Source organism: Vulcanimicrobium alpinum (genome assembly GCF_027923555.1).
GTDB lineage: Bacteria > Vulcanimicrobiota > Vulcanimicrobiia > Vulcanimicrobiales > Vulcanimicrobiaceae > Vulcanimicrobium > Vulcanimicrobium alpinum.
Map to the genome: position 1 here is coordinate 714,725 of NZ_AP025523.1, position 15,357 is coordinate 730,081.

Sequence of the window (15,357 nt, forward strand, 5' to 3'; positions counted from 1 at the left end):
GCTTACGGCTTCGGCGGGCTCCACTTGCCGACCATCGAGCGGGCGATGACCAGCCGCTGGATCTGCTGCGTCCCCTCGTAGATCTGGGTGATCTTCGCGTCGCGCATCATCCGTTCGACCGGATACTCGGTCGAATAGCCGTACCCGCCCAGAAGCTGCACCGCGTCGACGGTCACGCTCATCGCGGTGTCGCCGCACTTGAGCTTCGCCATCGCCGCCCAGGTGGTGACATCGGGCGCGTTCTCGTCGCACTTGCTCGCCGCTTCATAGAGCAGCAGGCGCGCGGCTTCGACTTCGGTCTTCATGTCGGCGAGCATGAACTGCAAGCCTTGCTGCTGCGAGATCGGTTTGCCGAACGCGACGCGCTGTTTCGTGTACTCGGTCGCGTAGTCGAGCGCGCCCTGCGCGATGCCGAGCGCCTGCGCGGCGATCCCGGGACGCGACTTGTCGAGCACCTTCATCGCGATCTTGAACCCTTCGCCTTCGGCGCCGAGCATATTCGCGGCGGGAACGCGGCAGTTCTCGAAACTCAGTTCGACCGTCGGAGATCCGCGGATCCCCATTTTCTTCTCGAGCTTGCCGACGGTGAATCCCGGCGTCCCCTTCTCGAGCACGAACGCGCTGATGCCGTTGGGACCCTTCGCCGGATCGGTGACCGCGAAGACCGTGGTCACGTCGGCGACGCTGCCCTGCGTAATCCAGATCTTCGTTCCGTCGAGGACGTAGTCGTCGCCGTCGCGGCGCGCTTTCGTGCGCATCGATCCCGCGGCGTCGGAACCCGACCCCGGTTCGGTGAGCGCATAGGCGGCGATCTTCTTCCCGCTCGCGAGATCGGGGATCCAGCGGCGCTTCTGTTCGTCGGTGCCGCCGATGAGGATCGGCAGCGCGCCGAGTTCCTGCACGGCGATGATCAGCGACGACGACGCGCACGCTTTCGCGACTTCCTCGACGACCTTCACGTAGGTGACGAACGAGCCGCCGAGCCCGCCGTATTCTTCAGGGAACGGGATCCCCAGCAAATCGTTTTGCGCGAAGAGTTCCTTGATGTCCCACGGGAACTCGCCCTTCTCGTCGATCTCGGCGGCGCGCGGTTCGACGCGCTCCTTCACGAGCTGACGGACGGTGTCGAGGATCATCTCCTCGACGTCGGAGGTCGCGGTGGCCGGCGGTGCGATCGACATAGCCCGGAGTGGTTCGACGCGGCGCGGGCCGAGCCTCGGGGAGGCCCGCGCAGGCGTCGACATTCCGTGATGCCGCGGCGCGGCTGCCGGTCAGGGCACCGCGCTACGGCAGAGGTTCGATCATGAACTTCGGACGCTTGCCGGACGGATTGCAGTATTTCATGTGTTCGGCGTGCGGCACGTACCAGGCGTGGATATCATAATGCGGATACATCATCCCGGATGCCCGGTGGTCGGCCAAATGTCCACGTGATCGATCCGATAGCCCGGGAGCGGCCGCAGAATATCGTCGTATAGCGTCGTTTTCAATTGTCGCGGTGACGGCATCCATTCGGTAAACACCAGCTTACCGTTGTACCAGCCGTACAAGGGGCCCGTCAGGCCGATCTTCGGATTGTAATAGTGGTAGCCCATCGTCGGAATACAACCGACGAACGGTCGAAAGCCGGGCGGCATGCCTTTCGGGTGCGCGGGACCCGCGGGAGTCATGATCATCTTCATCATGGCCGGCGTCATGCCGGGCGGGAGGGACCCCGCGCCTGGTGCCGTCGAGGGCGCCGCGTCCGCCACGAGCGTTGAATGGGAGAGCGACAAAACGAAAAGGGCCAAGAAGAAAGAGATCTTCATTGTGGACCTCCACTCGCGAATTAAGTTTCCGTGAGCGTTCGCTTGCCTTACGAGAGGGACCTGGAGGCTTTTCCTAGACGCCGGCCGGGATGCGCATCTCCGCAAGCGTGCCCGCGGCGTGAAGCGGCGCGCCGGTCGCCGCGCGGACCTCGTCGAGGGTGACCCCGGGCGCGAGCTCGCGGAGAAACAGGCCGTCGGGCGTCACGTCGATGACCGCGAGGTCGGTAAAGATCTGATTCACCACGCCGCGTCCGGTCAGCGGGAGATCGCATGCGGTGAGGATCTTGTGCACGCCGCCTTTCGCGGTGTGCTCCATCATCACGATGACGCGCTTGGCGCCGTGAACGAGGTCCATCGCGCCGCCCATCCCTTTGACCATCTTGCCGGGGATCATCCAGTTCGCGAGATCGCCCGTCTGCGAGACCTGCATCGCGCCGAGGACCGCGACGTCGATGTGCCCGCCGCGGATCATCCCGAACGAGAGCGACGAATCGAAGAACGACCCGCCGGGGAGCATCGTGACGGTCTCCTTGCCGGCGTTGATCAAGTCGGGATCCTGCTCGCCTTCGTACGGATATGGTCCCATCCCGAGGATTCCGTTCTCGCTCTCGAGGACGACGGTGACGCCCTCGGGGACGTAATTCGGGATGAGCGTCGGCAGGCCGATCCCGAGGTTCACATACTGACCGTCGCGCAGTTCCTGCGCAACGCGGGCGGCGAGTTGGGTGCGTGAGAGCGCCACGTCGATGATCCTTTGCTAGTTCGAAGCGGCAGCGCGCGAGCGGGTGGTGACGCGTTCGATGCGTTTGCCGGCCGCCCCGACCTCGACGATGCGCTGCACGAAGATTCCCGGCAAGTGCACGTCCTCCGGATCGATCGCGCCGGGTTCGACGAGCTGCTCCACTTCGGCGATCGTGATCTTTCCGGCCATCGCGCAGACGAGGTTGAAGTTGCGCGTCGCCTTGTGGAAGACGAGGTTGCCGTGACGGTCGCCGACGCTGGCGCGCACGAGCGCGTAGTCGGTCACGATCCCCTCCTCGAGGACGTACTCGCGGCCGCCGAACGTCCCCGTCGGCTTCGGCGGCGAGGCGACGAGGACCGATCCATCCGGCGCGTAGCGCCAGGGGAGACCGCCGTCGGCGACCTGGGTCCCGACGCCGGCGGGGGTATAAAACGCCGGGATCCCGCAGCCGCCGGCCCGGAGCCGTTCGGCCAGCGTCCCCTGCGGCACCAGCTCGACCTCGAGTTCGCCGGTCAGGTACTGCCGCTCGAACTCTTTGTTTTCGCCGACGTACGAACCGGTGGTCCGCCGGATCCGCTTGGCGTCCAGGAGGACGCCGAGCCCCCATCCGTCGACGCCGCAGTTGTTCGAGACCGTCGCGAGGTCGGTTGCCCCCTGCTCCAGGAGTGCCTGGATCAGGTGGTGCGGAATCCCGTTCAGGCCGAATCCGCCGACGGCAAGAGAGGCTCCGCTCGGAACGTCGCGGACGGCCTCCGAGCAGGACGTGACGGTTTTGTCCATACCGGCGCGAGAATGCTACGGCCGGGATGCCAGGTCCCGCAGACGCAGGGACCGACCGGGAGCTTACACCATCCTTACGAAGCAGGACCCAAGCGAGCGGGAGTGGGCTTGTTCGTGAGACAAGGGTAAGGGATGGGTATGACGCAGGTCACAAGGCATGCGTTCGATAAGTTGCCCCGTCTCAGCGTCGCCGCAGGCTGCCTGGGCGGCTTGCAGCGTTCACTCGCGCTGTGGTTTGTCGCACCGTCGCCGGCGTTGAACGAGGCCTGAACTCCTTGAACGTGGACGATCCCCAGATCGCGCATCTCGTCGACTTATTCGATGCGGCGATCGAGTCGAGCCGGCCGCAGGCAGAGCTGATGCGGGTCGTCCTGTCTGCCGCGTTGCCGCTTGCCGGCGGCGATCTGGCCGTGGTCTGCGGGCCTGACGGCGAGACCGTCGCCGCCGCGCCGGCCGACGCCGAGCACGAAGAAGATGCCAAAGCGCTCGCGCGGATCGCGTGCCGTTCCCTCCAACAGGAGACGACCTCCGACGAGTTCTACATCGCGCACCTCGCCGTCAACCCGCCCTACGTGCTGGCGGTGCGCTGGGCGCGCGGGCAGCGATCGCGCCCGGATATCTGCCACGCGGTAGCGACCGCGTGCGCGCGGCTCCTCGTGCGCGACGAAACGGTCGCGCCGCGCGAGATCGGCATCGATCCGCTCACCGGCTTGCCGTCGCGTTCGGCGACGCTGCGCTATCTCGACGACGCGATGCACGCCGCCGAACGCATCAACTCGCGGGTCGGCGTGATTTTCATCGACCTCGACGGATTCAAGGCGGTGAACGACACGTTCGGGCACGCGCGCGGCGACAAGGCGCTGATCGAGGCCGCACAGCAGATGCGCGAAGCCGTGCGGCGGGGCGATCTGGTGGGGCGCATCGGCGGCGACGAATTCGTCGCCGTCCTGGGCGTCGTCGACAACGAAGCGGAGATGGCCGAGGCGGCGCAGCGTTTCCTCGAACGGATTCACCTCAGGATCGAAGAGGACGGGCTGGTGCGGGAAGTCCGCGCCAGCATCGGGATCTCCGTGTATCCGCAAGACGGCGGCTCGCCCGACGTGTTGCTGCAGCATGCCGACGAGGCGATGTACGCAGCGAAGCAGAGCGGAGGCCGCGCCGTCTGCTGGTACCGTGACGGCGTCGGCCAGGAACTCCGCGCGCGCCGCGAGATGCGCGAGCGTCTGCTCACCGTCGACGGCGATCGCGACTTCCTCGTCTGCTGGCAGCCGATCGTCGAATCGGCGACGCTGCGCGTCGTCGGCGCCGAAGCGCTGGTGCGATGGCGGCATCCCTCGCGCGGCTGGCTCGCACCGCGGACGTTTCTGGAGGCCGGCGGACCTACGCTCGCACCGACGATCGACAACTGGATGATCGGCGCGGTCGAGCGCACGCTGCGCACCATGCACGCCGAACTCCCCGAACTGCGCCTGCACGTGAACATCGGAACGACCGAAGAGTCGATCTGCCTCGAACTCGAGCGCATTCTGAGCGAGTTTTCGCCGGGCGGGCGCAGCATCGCGATCGAAGTCAGCGAAGCGCTCGCGCAAAACGATCCCGATGCGGCGATCGCCTTCCTGCGGCGCCTGCGCGCAAAGGGCGCCGTCGTCGGGCTCGACGGCTTCGGCTCGCACCCGATGTCGCTCGAATCGCTCGCGCTCCTGCCGCTCGATTTTCTCAAGATCGGCCGCCGCATCACGCAGAGCGCCGCCTACGATCCGCGCTACGAGCGGGTGGCGCGCGCGGCGATCTCGGTCGCGCAGGCGCTGGGCGTCGAACCGATCGCCGACGGCGTGGAGAGCCGCGAGCAGGCGTGCTGGCTCTCGGAAAACGGCGTCGGGCAGCTGCAGGGCTATTTCCTCGCGCAGCCGATGACGAGCCCCGATTTCGCCGATTGGCTGAAGTGGTCGAACGCCACCCAGGCCGCGGTGGGCTGGTAACGTCCCGGCGGCGTCCGCCGCTTGCCTGGAATCGCATCGGTGACACGAGGACGTACTCTCCACGCGTGAGCGTGGAATGTCGCCGTCCCGGTATCGCGTGATGCGCCGGCGCTATGCCGCGCGCCGCCGCCTCTCGAGCGACGACTTCGCGCGCGTCGTCGACGACGCGCTGGCAACGCTTCCCGCACGTTTCGCAGCGATGCTTGAGAACATCGTGATCGTGATCGAGGACGAACCCAACGACGACGACCTCGAGAGCCTCGCCGACGACGGTGAAGGCGAGGCGGACGCCGAGATTCTCGGGATTTACCGCGGCGTCGCGCTCACCGATCGCGGCAACGGCGACGTTCCGCTCGTCCCCGACGAGATCGCGATCTTCTCAGGGCCGATCGGCCGCATCGCTCGCACGCGCGGCGAAGCCGTCCGCGAGGTGCGCGAGACCGTGATGCACGAGCTCGGCCACTACTTCGGGCTCGATCACGACGACATGCCGTACTGACGGCAGCGTCAGGAGGGAATTGCTTCGACCGCGCGGTCGCGAAACTGCTTCCAGTAGAGCTGGGCGTAGGCGCCGTCGCGCGCCAGGAGTTCGTCGTGCGAGCCGTGTTCGACGATACGGCCGCCTTCGACGACGAAGATGACGTCGGCGTCGAGGATCGTCGAGAGGCGATGCGCGATGACGAGGCTGGTGCGTCCTTCCATCAGCGGGACGAGCGCGGCTTGGATCGCCGCTTCGTTCGCTGAGTCGAGCGCGCTGGTCGCTTCGTCGAGGATGAGGATGCGCGGGTTTTTGAGCAGGACGCGCGCGATCGCGAGCCGCTGGCGCTCGCCGCCGGAGAGCTTGTGGCCCCGTTCGCCGACGATCGTCTCGTAGCCGTCGGGAAGCGAGGCGACGAACTCGTGGATGTTGGCGGCGCGCGCGGCCGCGATCACCTCGGCATCGGTCGCGTCGGGGCGCGCATAGCGCAGATTCGCGGCGATCGTGTCGTGGAACAGGTACGTTTCCTGCGTGACGATGCCGACGTTTTCGCGCAGGCTCGCCAGCGTCACGTCGCGCACGTCGTGTCCGTCGACGCGCACGGCACCTTGCTGCGGATCGTAGAAACGCGGAACGAGCTGGGTGATCGTCGTCTTGCCGGCGCCGGAGGGCCCGACGAACGCCGCCATCTGACCGGGCGCGATCCGGAACGAGACGCCGTCGAGCGCGGTGCGTTCGGGCGTGTAGGAGAAGTGCACGTCGTCGAACTCGACGTTGCCGCGCACCGCCTGCAGCACGGAGGCGTTGGGGCGTTCCGCGCCCTCGGGCGTCATGTCGAGATATTCGAAGATGCGCTCGAACACGGCGAACGCGGAGACGATCTGCACCTGCACGCCGGCGAGCGCCGACGCGGGTGTGTAGAGCCGGCCGAGATACGCGACGAACGCGACGATCGTCCCGACCTTCAGCTCGCCCTGGATCGCCAACCAGCCGCCGGCGAACCAGACGATTGCCGGACCGATCACCACCATCGCGGTGATCGCCGCGATGAACCAGCGGCCGACCATCGCGAGCCGGATCTCAAGGCCCATCAGATCGGTGCCGACGCGGTAGAACCGCGATCGTTCGAACGCTTCGCGCACGAACGATTTGATCAGCGTGATCCCGGAGATCGAAAGCGTCTCCTGGGTGATCGACTCGATCTCGTCGCGTTTTTCGCGCGTCTTCTTGCGGATGTTGTACATCCGCCGGCCGACCGGCGAGAGCGGCAGGATCATCAGCGGGATGATCGCGAGCGAGAGCAGCGCGAGCCGCCAGTCGAGCACGAAGATCGTCACGACCGTCGTCACCATCGTGAAGACGTTGGTGACGATCGAGACGAGCGTGCCGGTGACGACGTTGTCGACGTTGTCGACGTCGCTCGAGACGCGGTTCATGATCTCGCCGGTCTTCGTCGAGGTGAAGAACGAGAGCGGCATCGTGTGGAGATGGTTGACGAGGCTCGTGCGGATATCGCGCATGATCCCTTCGCCGACCACCGAGTTGAGATAACCTTGATACACGCCGATCACGCCGCTCACCAGGGCGGTGGCGACCATCCCGCCGACGTTGAGCGCAAGCCTGTGGGTGTCGTGCGCGGGGATCGCGTCGTCGATGAGCCACTTGGTGAACAGCGGCGGCAGCAGCCCCAGCAGCGCGCCGACGAGGATGCAGACCAGAACGAGCGTCTCCTGCGCCAGATATGGCCGGAAGAACGCCAGGATGCGGCGCAGTTCGACACGTCTCGTCACCTTCGGACGATCCGGGCTGTACATGCTGGACCACATCATGTGGACGGGAGGGCCGCCGCCGAGCATCAGTGCTTAGAACCCGTTCGGGTTGTGAAAGTTCTGCCGCGGCGCCGGGCGGAGCGCGCCGCTACGCGAGACGGACGACCACCTTGCCGAGGTGCGCGTTCGGACGAAGAATGTCGAGGAGCGCGCCGGGCGCGTTCTCGAGGCCGTCGACGAACGACGTCGGCGCGTGGATCGCGCCGCTCTTCACCAGCGGCGCGACCTCGCCGAAGAACTCCGGGAACCGCTGCATGTGGTCGAGGACGATGAAGCCTTCGAGGCGGAGCCGTCGGCCGACCGCGAGGACGAGGTTCCGCGGCCCCGGCGGCGGTGACGCGGCGTTGTACTGCGAGACGGCGCCGCACAGGATCGCGCGGCCGAAGTCGCGCATCGCGCCGATCGCCGCTTCGAGCTGCTCGCCGCCGACGTTGTCGAAGTAGCAGTCGATCCCTTCGGGAGCGGCGTCGTTCAAGCTCGTGCGCACGGAGTCGTGGTAATCGAACGCGGCGTCGGCGCCGAGCGTGTCGCGCACGAACGCGGCTTTGGCCGGCGAACTCGCCGAACCGATCACGCGCAGCCCCCAGCGCTTCGCGAGCTGGACGGCCATCGAGCCGACCGCGCCGGCGGCGGCCGAGACGAAGAGCGTCTCGCCGTCCTTCACGCGCCCGATCGCGCGCAGTCCGACCCACGCGGTGAAGCCGGTGGTGCCCAGCGCGCTCAGGTACGTTTCGGCGGGGACGGCAGTCGTGTCTATCGCGCGCACCGCTTTCGCCGGGAGCACGGCGTACTCGCGCCACCCATGATCGTGCATCACCGTCGCGCCCTCCGAAACCGACGCGTCCTTCGACGCGACGACGGTGCCGATCGCCGCGCCGCTGAGCGGCGCACCGACTTCGAACGGCGGCACGTACGAACGTCCCGCGTTCATCCGTCCGCGCATGTACGGCTCGACTGACATCATCGCGTTCTTGACGAGCACCTGGCCGTCGCCCGGCGGCCCCACCTTCGTCGAGGCGAGGGCAAAGTTCGCGCCGGTCGGTTCGCCGCTGGGACGCGCCGCGAGCCGGATCTCGCGGCTCTCACGGGTGTCGACGGTTGTCATGCGTCGGCGTTACCCGGCGCGCGGCACCGTGCCTTCTCCGCGACGCGGGTCGGCCGCAGGGCGCGCGCGAACGTCTCGGGATGGACGCGCCATATGCTTCGATCGTTCCGCGCGAGAAGCTCGTCCCGTTCGCGCCGGGGATCTCGTGGGCGGTGCTGCCGGGTGACGGCGTGACGCTCGTCTATTGGGTGTTCGAGCCGCCGGAGTGCGGCGAGGTGCCGCTGCACCAGCACGCTCACGCGCAAAGCGGGATCATCCTCGAAGGCTCGATCGTGATGCGGTATGCGGACGGGGTGCAGAAGACGCTGCGTCCCGGCGACTGCTACGCGGTCGCGTCGAACGTCGCCCACGGCGCCTCGTTTCCGGAGCGCTGCGTCGTCGTCGACGTATTCACGCCCAACCGCGTCGAGTACGAACGACGCTACGCGCACGGAACGCGCGCGGACGCGTTCACGATCATCGGAGCGACCGCGGTCGGATAAGACCCCTCGGCGACCGCGTTCACGGTGCCGGAGCGCCGGTGCCCTCTGAGCGTAGGAAGCTGACGGTGCGCGCGATGTGGGCTTGCGGAAGCGGATCGCCGTAGCCGAAATGCAGCGTCCCTTTGCCGCCGCGATAGGGGGCGATCTCGGCTTGAAATGCGGCGTCGCCGTCGGGTATCGGGTAGAGGCTGAGATGGCGTTTCCACGCCGCGAAGAAGACCAGCGCCTGCCGTCGACGGCGAACGCGGGGATCGCGCAGCTGATCGTTTCGGCGGCGCCGGGGAGCGCGTGCGATCGCGCCCAGTAGCTGCTGCGCGGCGTCGCGCGCGGGTGCGGAAAGCGCGGCGATGTAGGCGTCGATGGTGTCGGGCATGTGTCCCTCCGGTGAGGGGCGGCGCTTCGACGGGCTCAGCGTGACTCGTGGGCTTTGCCGTTGCGGAGGGTGGCGAGTTCGCGGAAGAGTTTCGTTTCTTTGTCGGTGAGGTTGGTCGGGAGCTGGCCGATAAGCCGGACGTACTCGTCGCCGTAGCCGCCGTTTTTGAGTTTCGGCATTCCCTTGCCGGTGAGCCGCAGCATCTTGTTGTTCTGCGTGCCGGCGGGGATCGTCATCGTGACGTCGCCGGTCATCGTGGGGACGCGCACGTCGGCGCCGAGCAGCAGATCGTAGATGCTCACCGGCAGATCGACGTAGAGATCGTCGCCTTTGCGTTCGTATTGTTCGTCGTCGCCGAGATGGACGACCAGGTAGAGGTCCCCGCGCGGGCCGCTTCCTGGTCCGCTTGCGCCCTGCCCGGAGAGGCGGATGCGCTGACCGTCGCGCACGCCGCGCGGAATCGTGACGTCGAACTTCTTCGTTTCGCGGATCCGGCCGGTGCCATGGCACTGCGGGCAGATGCGATTGCGATCGGTTCCGGTCCCGTGACAACGCGGGCAGATGTCTTCGACCTGCAGCGTGATCGGTTTCTTGCCGCCTTCGTAGGCATCGTGGAGCGAGAGCTCGATCGTCGATTCCAAATCCTCACCTCGCTGCGCCTGCGTGGTGAACCCGGACGGTCCGGCGCCGCCGCGCCGGCCGATTCCGGAGAAGAACATATCGAAGAAATCCGAGAATCCGCTGGCGCCTGCGCCCGGCGCCGCCCCGCCTGCATTGAAGTTGAAGTTGCCGAAGTCGGCTTGCTGGCGGTACGTGCGCTGACGCTCCGCTTCGCGCGCCGCATTCTGCCAATCGGATCCCAGGACGTCGTACTTGCGGCGTTTCTCGGGATCGCCGAGCACCTCGTACGCTTCCTGGATATCCTTGAACTTTTCTTCAGCCTGCTTCGCGTTGGTCGGATTCTGATCCGGATGCCACTTGCGCGCGAGCTTCCGATAGGCGCTCTTGATGTCTTTCTCGGTGGACGTCTTGGGGACGCCGAGAATTGCGTAGTAGTCCTTGTAGTTCACGGAGTTTTGGCGACGACGACTTGCGCGGGGCGCAGCACCTCGTCACCCATCGTGTACGCCTTGTGCGCTTCGTCGAGGACGGTGTCTTCGGCGACGCCGTCGGGTGCGGGCTGGGTCGCGATCGCCTCCGCGAGGTTGGGATCGAAAGGTTTGCCTTTGAGCGAGACGCTCTTCACATTCTCGCCGGCAAGCGCCGACTCGAACATGCGCAGCGTCGCCTGCAGACCGCCGCGCAGCCCGTCGGAGTCGTCGAACGCGATCGCGCGTTCGAGGTTGTCGAGAACGGGGAGCATCCGGCGCAGGACGGACTTGCGGCCGTCCAGCGCGATGCGGGCGAGGTCGCGCTCGATCCGCTTCTTGTAGTTTTCGAAGTCGGCCATCGCGTAGAGGAACTTGTTGTAGTTCTCTTTCGCTTCGGCGCGCGCAGCAGCCAGCTCGGCGGTGAGGTCACCCTCGCCGCCGTTCGCTTGCGCGCCGCCGTTCTGCACGGGGTTCGCCGTCTCCGACGGCGCCGTGCTCACGGTCTCGTCGCTCACGGCCGCGTTACTTCGCTTCCTTGAACTCGGCGTCGATCACGTCGTCGGGCTGCGGGTGCGTGCCCGTGCCGTTCTGCGATCCGGCGCCCTGCGCACCGGCCGCGCCTTCACCCGCCGCGCCGTCGCTCGACGCACCCGTCGACTTGTAGAGCGTCTCCGCGAGTTTGTACGAGGCTTGCTGGAGCTTCTCGGTCGCCGCTTTGACCTCGTCGGCGGTGCCGTTCTCCGAGACCTTCTTGAGTTCGGCGAGCGCGGTCTCGACGTCGGCGCGCACGCCGGCTTCGGCCTTGTCGCCGACTTCCTTGAGCGACTTCTCGGTCGAGTAGATCAGCGACGACGCGGTGTTGCGGATCTCCGCTTCCTCGCGCTTCGCTTTGTCGGCGGCCGCCGAGGCTTCGGCGTCGCGGACCATCCGTTCGACTTCGTCCTTCGAGAGGTTCGTCGAGGCGGTGATCGTGATCTGCTGTTCCTTGCCGGTGCCGAGATCTTTTGCCGAGACGCTCACGATGCCGTTGGCGTCGATGTTGAACGTCACTTCGATCTGCGGCACGCCGCGCGGCGCAGCCGGGATCCCCTCGAGCCGGAAGCGTCCGAGCTCCTTGTTGTCGTTCGCCATCTCGCGTTCGCCTTGGAGGACGCGGATGTCGACCGACGTTTGACCGTCTTCCGCGGTCGTGAAGACCTGCGTCTTGCGGGTCGGGATCGTGGTGTTGCGCTCGATGAGCTTCGTGTTCACGCCGCCCAGCGTTTCGAGGCCGAGCGAGAGCGGGGTGACGTCGAGTAGGACGACGTCGCGGACTTCACCCGCGAGCACGCCGGCCTGAATCGCCGCGCCGACCGCGACGACTTCGTCAGGGTTGACAGACTGGTTGAGCTCTTTGCCGGTGAGCTTCTTGACGAGTTCCTGGATGACGGGCATGCGGGTCGAACCGCCGACCATCACGACCTCGTCGATCTGCGCGACGTCGAGCTTCGCATCGGCGAGCGCGTTCTGGAACGGCTTGACGCAGCGGTCGGTGAGATCTTGCGTGATCTCCTCGAACTTCGCGCGCGTCAGCGTCACGTCGAGGTGCTTCGGACCGTTCTGGTCGGCCGTGATGAACGGCAAGTTGATCGACGTGGTGACCGTGCCGGAGAGCTCGATCTTCGCCTTTTCCGCCGCTTCGGTGAGGCGCTGCATCGCTTGGCGATCGCCGCTCAAATCGATGCCCTGTTCCTTGCGGAACTCCGCGACGAGCCACTCGACGATGCGATGATCGTAGTCGTCGCCGCCGAGATGCGTGTCGCCGTTGGTCGACTTGACTTCGAAGACGCCGTCGCCGACTTCGAGGATCGACACGTCGAACGTGCCGCCGCCGAGATCCCACACGAGGATCGTCTCGTTGCCCTTCTTGTCGAGGCCGTACGCGAGCGCGGCGGCCGTCGGCTCGTTGATGATGCGCAGCACGTCGAGACCGGCGATCTTGCCGGCGTCCTTCGTCGCCTGACGCTGCGCGTCGTTGAAGTACGCGGGGACGGTGACGACGGCTTTGGTGACGCGCTCGCCGAGATATGCCGAAGCGTCGTTGACGAGCTTCTGCAGAATCATCGAGCTGATCTCTTGCGGCGTGTAGTCCTTGCCGTCGATCTTGACCTTATAATCGGTCCCCATCTTCCGCTTGATCGAGGAGATCGTGCGGTCCGGGTTGGTGACGGCCTGGCGCTTCGCGAGCTGTCCGACGAGTCGTTCGCCGGTCTTGGTGAATGCCACGACCGAAGGGGTCGTGCGTGACCCTTCGGAGTTGGCGATGACGGTCGGGCTCTGCCCTTCCATCACGGCGACGACCGAGTTGGTCGTGCCGAGGTCGATGCCGACCACTTTAGCCATGGTTGTACTGTTTCTCGCTTTCCGAGCGTCGTGGACCAGCCGTTTCCGGCAGCACAGCGGGGTGGGCTGGGCTGTCGAAGCGGGCCTTGCCGCTTACCGTCGCTCAAGGGTGAGCATGCCGCACTCCGTGCGGCGCTCGTCTATGATACGCCACCGGGGTGGGGTTGTTCCACTCATCTGGTGTGACAGTTATTCTGGCACAACGGTTGCACCCGGCGGCGCGTTGAGAGGAGAAGATGCTCGCTGTCTTCCTTGCGGCGGCCGGGGTGCTCGCCGCCGGCTCGGTGACGGGCGGCGGACCGTGGCCCGGGCTGCCGCGCTGGTACGGTCTGGCGTTCGGGTCGGCGGCGATCGCGTACCGGCCGCTGCTCGGCGATCCGCTCGAGATGGCCGCCGGACCGGGCACCGCGCCGGAACGGATCGCGCGGTTCGCGCTCCCGCGCGGCGCCGCGCTGCTCGTCACCGAGCGGCGTGGCGCCGTCGCGGGGATCGAGGTGCGGGTCGAGCGGGCTCCCGCCGCGGTGCTCTAGAGATCGAGGCCGATCCGAGCGGGGTGACGCTGGGCAGCCGGTACGCGGAGGTCGCAGCGCGGCGGCCGACCGCGCGGCGTGCAACCGGGCCCGACGGGGAACGGATGCTCGTCGAGACGCTCAATTCCGCGCGCGGCCTGACGGCGCGCTACACGTTTCGCGACGACCGGCTCGTCGACGACGCCTGGAGCACGCCGCCCGCGGCGGACGGCGTCCCGCCTGCGGGCGGCATCGCCTGCTCGGAGCCGGCGGCGGACGATCCGACGACCGCCGTGCTCGACGTTCAGACGAACGCGCGCGACGGACGCGCCTGGGAGCGCGCCTACCTCGCCGCGCATCCGTGCAGCGACGCGGAGCCGTGGCTCGTGACGGGCACGTCGACCCGCCGCGTGCGCGAACCCTGGTACGACGTTGTTGTTGCGCGGTGCCCGGCGTCCGGCGCGACGCGTCTGTGGTTTTTCGACGTGACGGCGTTCGCGGAGCGCGCGTAGCCGCAAACCGCGGCTGCTTCGTCTGCGCTTCGACAGGCTCAGCGTGACTAGGGGCTCTGCTGCTGCTGCAGGTAGTTCGCGACGGGCTGCTCGCCGAGCGTGACGTCGACGTTCTTCTTGACGCCGGACGACCACACGCGCAGCGTGACCTTGGTCCCCGGCTTCATCGACGAGATCGTCGAGGTGAACTCCGGCGCCGTGTTCACCGATTTGCCGTTGACCGCTTGGATCACGTCGCCCGGTTCGAGCCCGGCCTGCGCGGCCGCCGTTCCGTCGACGACGCTGCCGATCGCAACGCCGCCGGGATCGCGGTAGCCGCCGAGCTGCGTGCGCACGTTGTTGTCGATCGTCACTACCTGCACGCCGAGAAACGCTTTGCCGGTCCCGGTGCCGTTCGCATCGAGCGTTTTACCGGGGTTTTTGGCGAGCGTCGCAGCCGTCTGCATCACCGTGGTCGATGGGATCGCGAAGCCGATCCCCTGCGCCGACGACGGGTTCGCCGTCGACTGGTTGACGCCGATGACGCGTCCTTCGTAGTCGATCAGCGGGCCGCCGGAGTTGCCGGGGTTGATCGGCGCCGACGTCTGCAAGAGTCCTTTGAAGATCCGCAGCTGTTGGTCTTCGCCCTGGATCGGTTCGTCGCGGTTGAAGCCGGAGACGACGCCGACCGCGACCGAATGCTGCAGTTCCAGCGGTTCGCCGATCGCGATCGCCCACTGGCCCGCCGACACCTTGCTGGTGTCGACGAACTCGAGCGGCGGCGGCAGCTTCGCATAGCCGTCCACCTTCACGAGCGCGAGATCGACGCCGGGATTCGAGGAGAACACATGCCCCTTCACCTTGTCGCCGTTATTGAAGACGACGGTGATCTGACTCGTCCCGTTCGGGACAACGTGCGCGTTGGTGAGGATCAGGCCGTCTTTCGAATAGACGAAGCCGGAGCCGGACGCGCGCTGGCGGACGCGCTGACGCACGACCGGGCCGCCGCCGCCGAACATCTGCGCGAACGGATCGACCGGCACGAGCTGCGTGCCGTTGACGACGACTTCGAGCGCGACCACCGAGGGCTGCACCCGCTTGACTGCGTTCACGATTCGATCCTGATCGGTCGTCCCGGCGCCGGCTTGCAGCGGCGCGGCACTGACCGCCGGCGGCGTGTTTCCCGGGCCGGCGACGCCGGCGAAGTGCGTGCTCGCGTAGAGCATCATCGAGAAGCTCCCGATGATCGCGCCGATGAGTCCGACGACTGCTGTCCCGAAGACGCTGCGAGACTTCACGTTGTTTCTT

The 15,357-nt window shown here is 66.9% G+C and carries 16 protein-coding genes; 5 read left to right on the forward strand and 11 right to left on the reverse strand.

The window, feature by feature from the left end; translation table 11 throughout:
- Window positions 1–2: 2 nt before the first annotated feature.
- The 4 genes from WPS_RS03575 to WPS_RS03590 all read right to left on the reverse strand — a co-directional run bounded on the left by WPS_RS03575 (window position 3) and on the right by WPS_RS03590 (window position 3,330).
- Window positions 3–1,181: an acyl-CoA dehydrogenase gene (locus WPS_RS03575; protein WP_405054926.1), complete on the reverse strand. Its 1,179-nt coding sequence runs from the start codon at window positions 1,179–1,181 to the stop codon at window positions 3–5.
- A gap of 213 nt (window positions 1,182–1,394) precedes the next feature.
- Window positions 1,395–1,808 carry a hypothetical protein gene (locus tag WPS_RS03580; RefSeq protein ID WP_317996484.1) on the reverse strand — a complete coding sequence of 138 codons (414 nt, stop codon included), beginning with the start codon at window positions 1,806–1,808 and terminating at the stop codon, window positions 1,395–1,397.
- 73 nt (window positions 1,809–1,881) lie between these two features.
- Window positions 1,882–2,550, reverse strand: a complete 669-nt coding sequence (locus tag WPS_RS03585; RefSeq protein ID WP_317996485.1) for a CoA transferase subunit B — start codon at window positions 2,548–2,550, stop codon at window positions 1,882–1,884.
- 15 nt (window positions 2,551–2,565) lie between these two features.
- On the reverse strand, window positions 2,566–3,330 hold the full coding sequence (locus tag WPS_RS03590; protein ID WP_317996486.1) for a CoA transferase subunit A: 765 nt from the start codon (window positions 3,328–3,330) through the stop codon (window positions 2,566–2,568).
- A 281-nt stretch (window positions 3,331–3,611) separates the two neighbouring features.
- Here WPS_RS03590 and WPS_RS03595 point away from each other — a divergent pair, with 281 nt between their 5' ends.
- A complete protein-coding gene (locus WPS_RS03595) occupies window positions 3,612–5,309 on the forward strand; it encodes a putative bifunctional diguanylate cyclase/phosphodiesterase (RefSeq protein WP_317996487.1) in 1,698 nt (565 codons plus the stop codon).
- Window positions 5,310–5,385: 76 nt separating this feature from the next.
- Window positions 5,386–5,808 carry a metallopeptidase family protein gene (locus WPS_RS03600; RefSeq protein ID WP_317996488.1) on the forward strand — a complete coding sequence of 141 codons (423 nt, stop codon included), beginning with the start codon at window positions 5,386–5,388 and terminating at the stop codon, window positions 5,806–5,808.
- Window positions 5,809–5,816: 8 nt separating this feature from the next.
- Here the strand turns inward: WPS_RS03600 and WPS_RS03605 are convergent, their stop codons facing one another.
- Both WPS_RS03605 and WPS_RS03610 read right to left on the reverse strand, forming a co-directional pair.
- The gene (locus WPS_RS03605; protein ID WP_317996489.1) at window positions 5,817–7,577 is read right to left on the reverse strand and encodes an ABC transporter ATP-binding protein; all 1,761 of its coding nucleotides are present in this window, start codon (window positions 7,575–7,577) and stop codon (window positions 5,817–5,819) included.
- Between the two features lie 127 nt (window positions 7,578–7,704).
- The gene (locus WPS_RS03610; protein ID WP_317996490.1) at window positions 7,705–8,721 is read right to left on the reverse strand and encodes an NADP-dependent oxidoreductase; all 1,017 of its coding nucleotides are present in this window, start codon (window positions 8,719–8,721) and stop codon (window positions 7,705–7,707) included.
- Window positions 8,722–8,801: 80 nt separating this feature from the next.
- Here WPS_RS03610 and WPS_RS03615 point away from each other — a divergent pair, with 80 nt between their 5' ends.
- A complete protein-coding gene (locus WPS_RS03615; RefSeq protein WP_317996491.1) occupies window positions 8,802–9,203 on the forward strand; it encodes a cupin domain-containing protein in 402 nt (133 codons plus the stop codon).
- Between the two features lie 19 nt (window positions 9,204–9,222).
- Here the strand turns inward: WPS_RS03615 and WPS_RS03620 are convergent, their stop codons facing one another.
- Genes WPS_RS03620 through dnaK form a run of 4 tightly spaced genes read right to left on the reverse strand, consistent with a single transcriptional unit; the run spans window position 9,223 to window position 13,049 of the window.
- Window positions 9,223–9,576, reverse strand: a complete 354-nt coding sequence (locus WPS_RS03620; RefSeq protein ID WP_317996492.1) for a hypothetical protein — start codon at window positions 9,574–9,576, stop codon at window positions 9,223–9,225.
- A 35-nt stretch (window positions 9,577–9,611) separates the two neighbouring features.
- Window positions 9,612–10,646, reverse strand: coding sequence for a DnaJ C-terminal domain-containing protein (locus WPS_RS03625; RefSeq protein ID WP_317996493.1), 1,035 nt, complete (start codon window positions 10,644–10,646; stop codon window positions 9,612–9,614).
- On the reverse strand, window positions 10,643–11,182 hold the full coding sequence (locus tag WPS_RS03630; RefSeq protein WP_317996494.1) for a nucleotide exchange factor GrpE: 540 nt from the start codon (window positions 11,180–11,182) through the stop codon (window positions 10,643–10,645). The genes WPS_RS03625 and WPS_RS03630 overlap by 4 nt, the downstream gene beginning before the upstream one ends.
- Before the next feature lie 7 nt (window positions 11,183–11,189).
- The gene (gene dnaK, locus WPS_RS03635) at window positions 11,190–13,049 is read right to left on the reverse strand and encodes a molecular chaperone DnaK (RefSeq protein WP_317996495.1); all 1,860 of its coding nucleotides are present in this window, start codon (window positions 13,047–13,049) and stop codon (window positions 11,190–11,192) included.
- 236 nt (window positions 13,050–13,285) lie between these two features.
- Here dnaK and WPS_RS03640 point away from each other — a divergent pair, with 236 nt between their 5' ends.
- Window positions 13,286–13,579 carry a hypothetical protein gene (locus WPS_RS03640; RefSeq protein ID WP_317996496.1) on the forward strand — a complete coding sequence of 98 codons (294 nt, stop codon included), beginning with the start codon at window positions 13,286–13,288 and terminating at the stop codon, window positions 13,577–13,579.
- A gap of 23 nt (window positions 13,580–13,602) precedes the next feature.
- On the forward strand, window positions 13,603–14,070 hold the full coding sequence (locus tag WPS_RS03645) for a hypothetical protein (protein ID WP_317996497.1): 468 nt from the start codon (window positions 13,603–13,605) through the stop codon (window positions 14,068–14,070).
- Window positions 14,071–14,117: 47 nt separating this feature from the next.
- Here WPS_RS03645 and WPS_RS03650 read toward each other — a convergent pair whose 3' ends face one another.
- Complete coding sequence (locus WPS_RS03650) at window positions 14,118–15,347, reverse strand: S1C family serine protease (RefSeq protein WP_317996498.1); 1,230 nt, start codon at window positions 15,345–15,347, stop codon at window positions 14,118–14,120.
- Between the last annotated feature and the right edge of the window lie 10 nt (window positions 15,348–15,357).

What these genes read in the sequence shown, in the direction of transcription:
- WPS_RS03600 (WP_317996488.1), top strand. Translation starts at nt 5,386, where the DNA reads ATGTCGCCGTCCCGGTATCGCGTGATGCGCCGGCGCTATGCCGCGCGC.
- WPS_RS03610 (WP_317996490.1), bottom strand. Translation starts at nt 8,721, where the DNA reads ATGACAACCGTCGACACCCGTGAGAGCCGCGAGATCCGGCTCGCGGCG.
- WPS_RS03580 (WP_317996484.1), bottom strand. Translation starts at nt 1,808, where the DNA reads ATGAAGATCTCTTTCTTCTTGGCCCTTTTCGTTTTGTCGCTCTCCCAT.
- WPS_RS03575 (WP_405054926.1), bottom strand. Translation starts at nt 1,181, where the DNA reads ATGTCGATCGCACCGCCGGCCACCGCGACCTCCGACGTCGAGGAGATG.
- WPS_RS03590 (WP_317996486.1), bottom strand. Translation starts at nt 3,330, where the DNA reads ATGGACAAAACCGTCACGTCCTGCTCGGAGGCCGTCCGCGACGTTCCG.
- WPS_RS03640 (WP_317996496.1), top strand. Translation starts at nt 13,286, where the DNA reads ATGCTCGCTGTCTTCCTTGCGGCGGCCGGGGTGCTCGCCGCCGGCTCG.
- WPS_RS03620 (WP_317996492.1), bottom strand. Translation starts at nt 9,576, where the DNA reads ATGCCCGACACCATCGACGCCTACATCGCCGCGCTTTCCGCACCCGCG.
- dnaK (WP_317996495.1), bottom strand. Translation starts at nt 13,049, where the DNA reads ATGGCTAAAGTGGTCGGCATCGACCTCGGCACGACCAACTCGGTCGTC.
- WPS_RS03615 (WP_317996491.1), top strand. Translation starts at nt 8,802, where the DNA reads ATGGACGCGCCATATGCTTCGATCGTTCCGCGCGAGAAGCTCGTCCCG.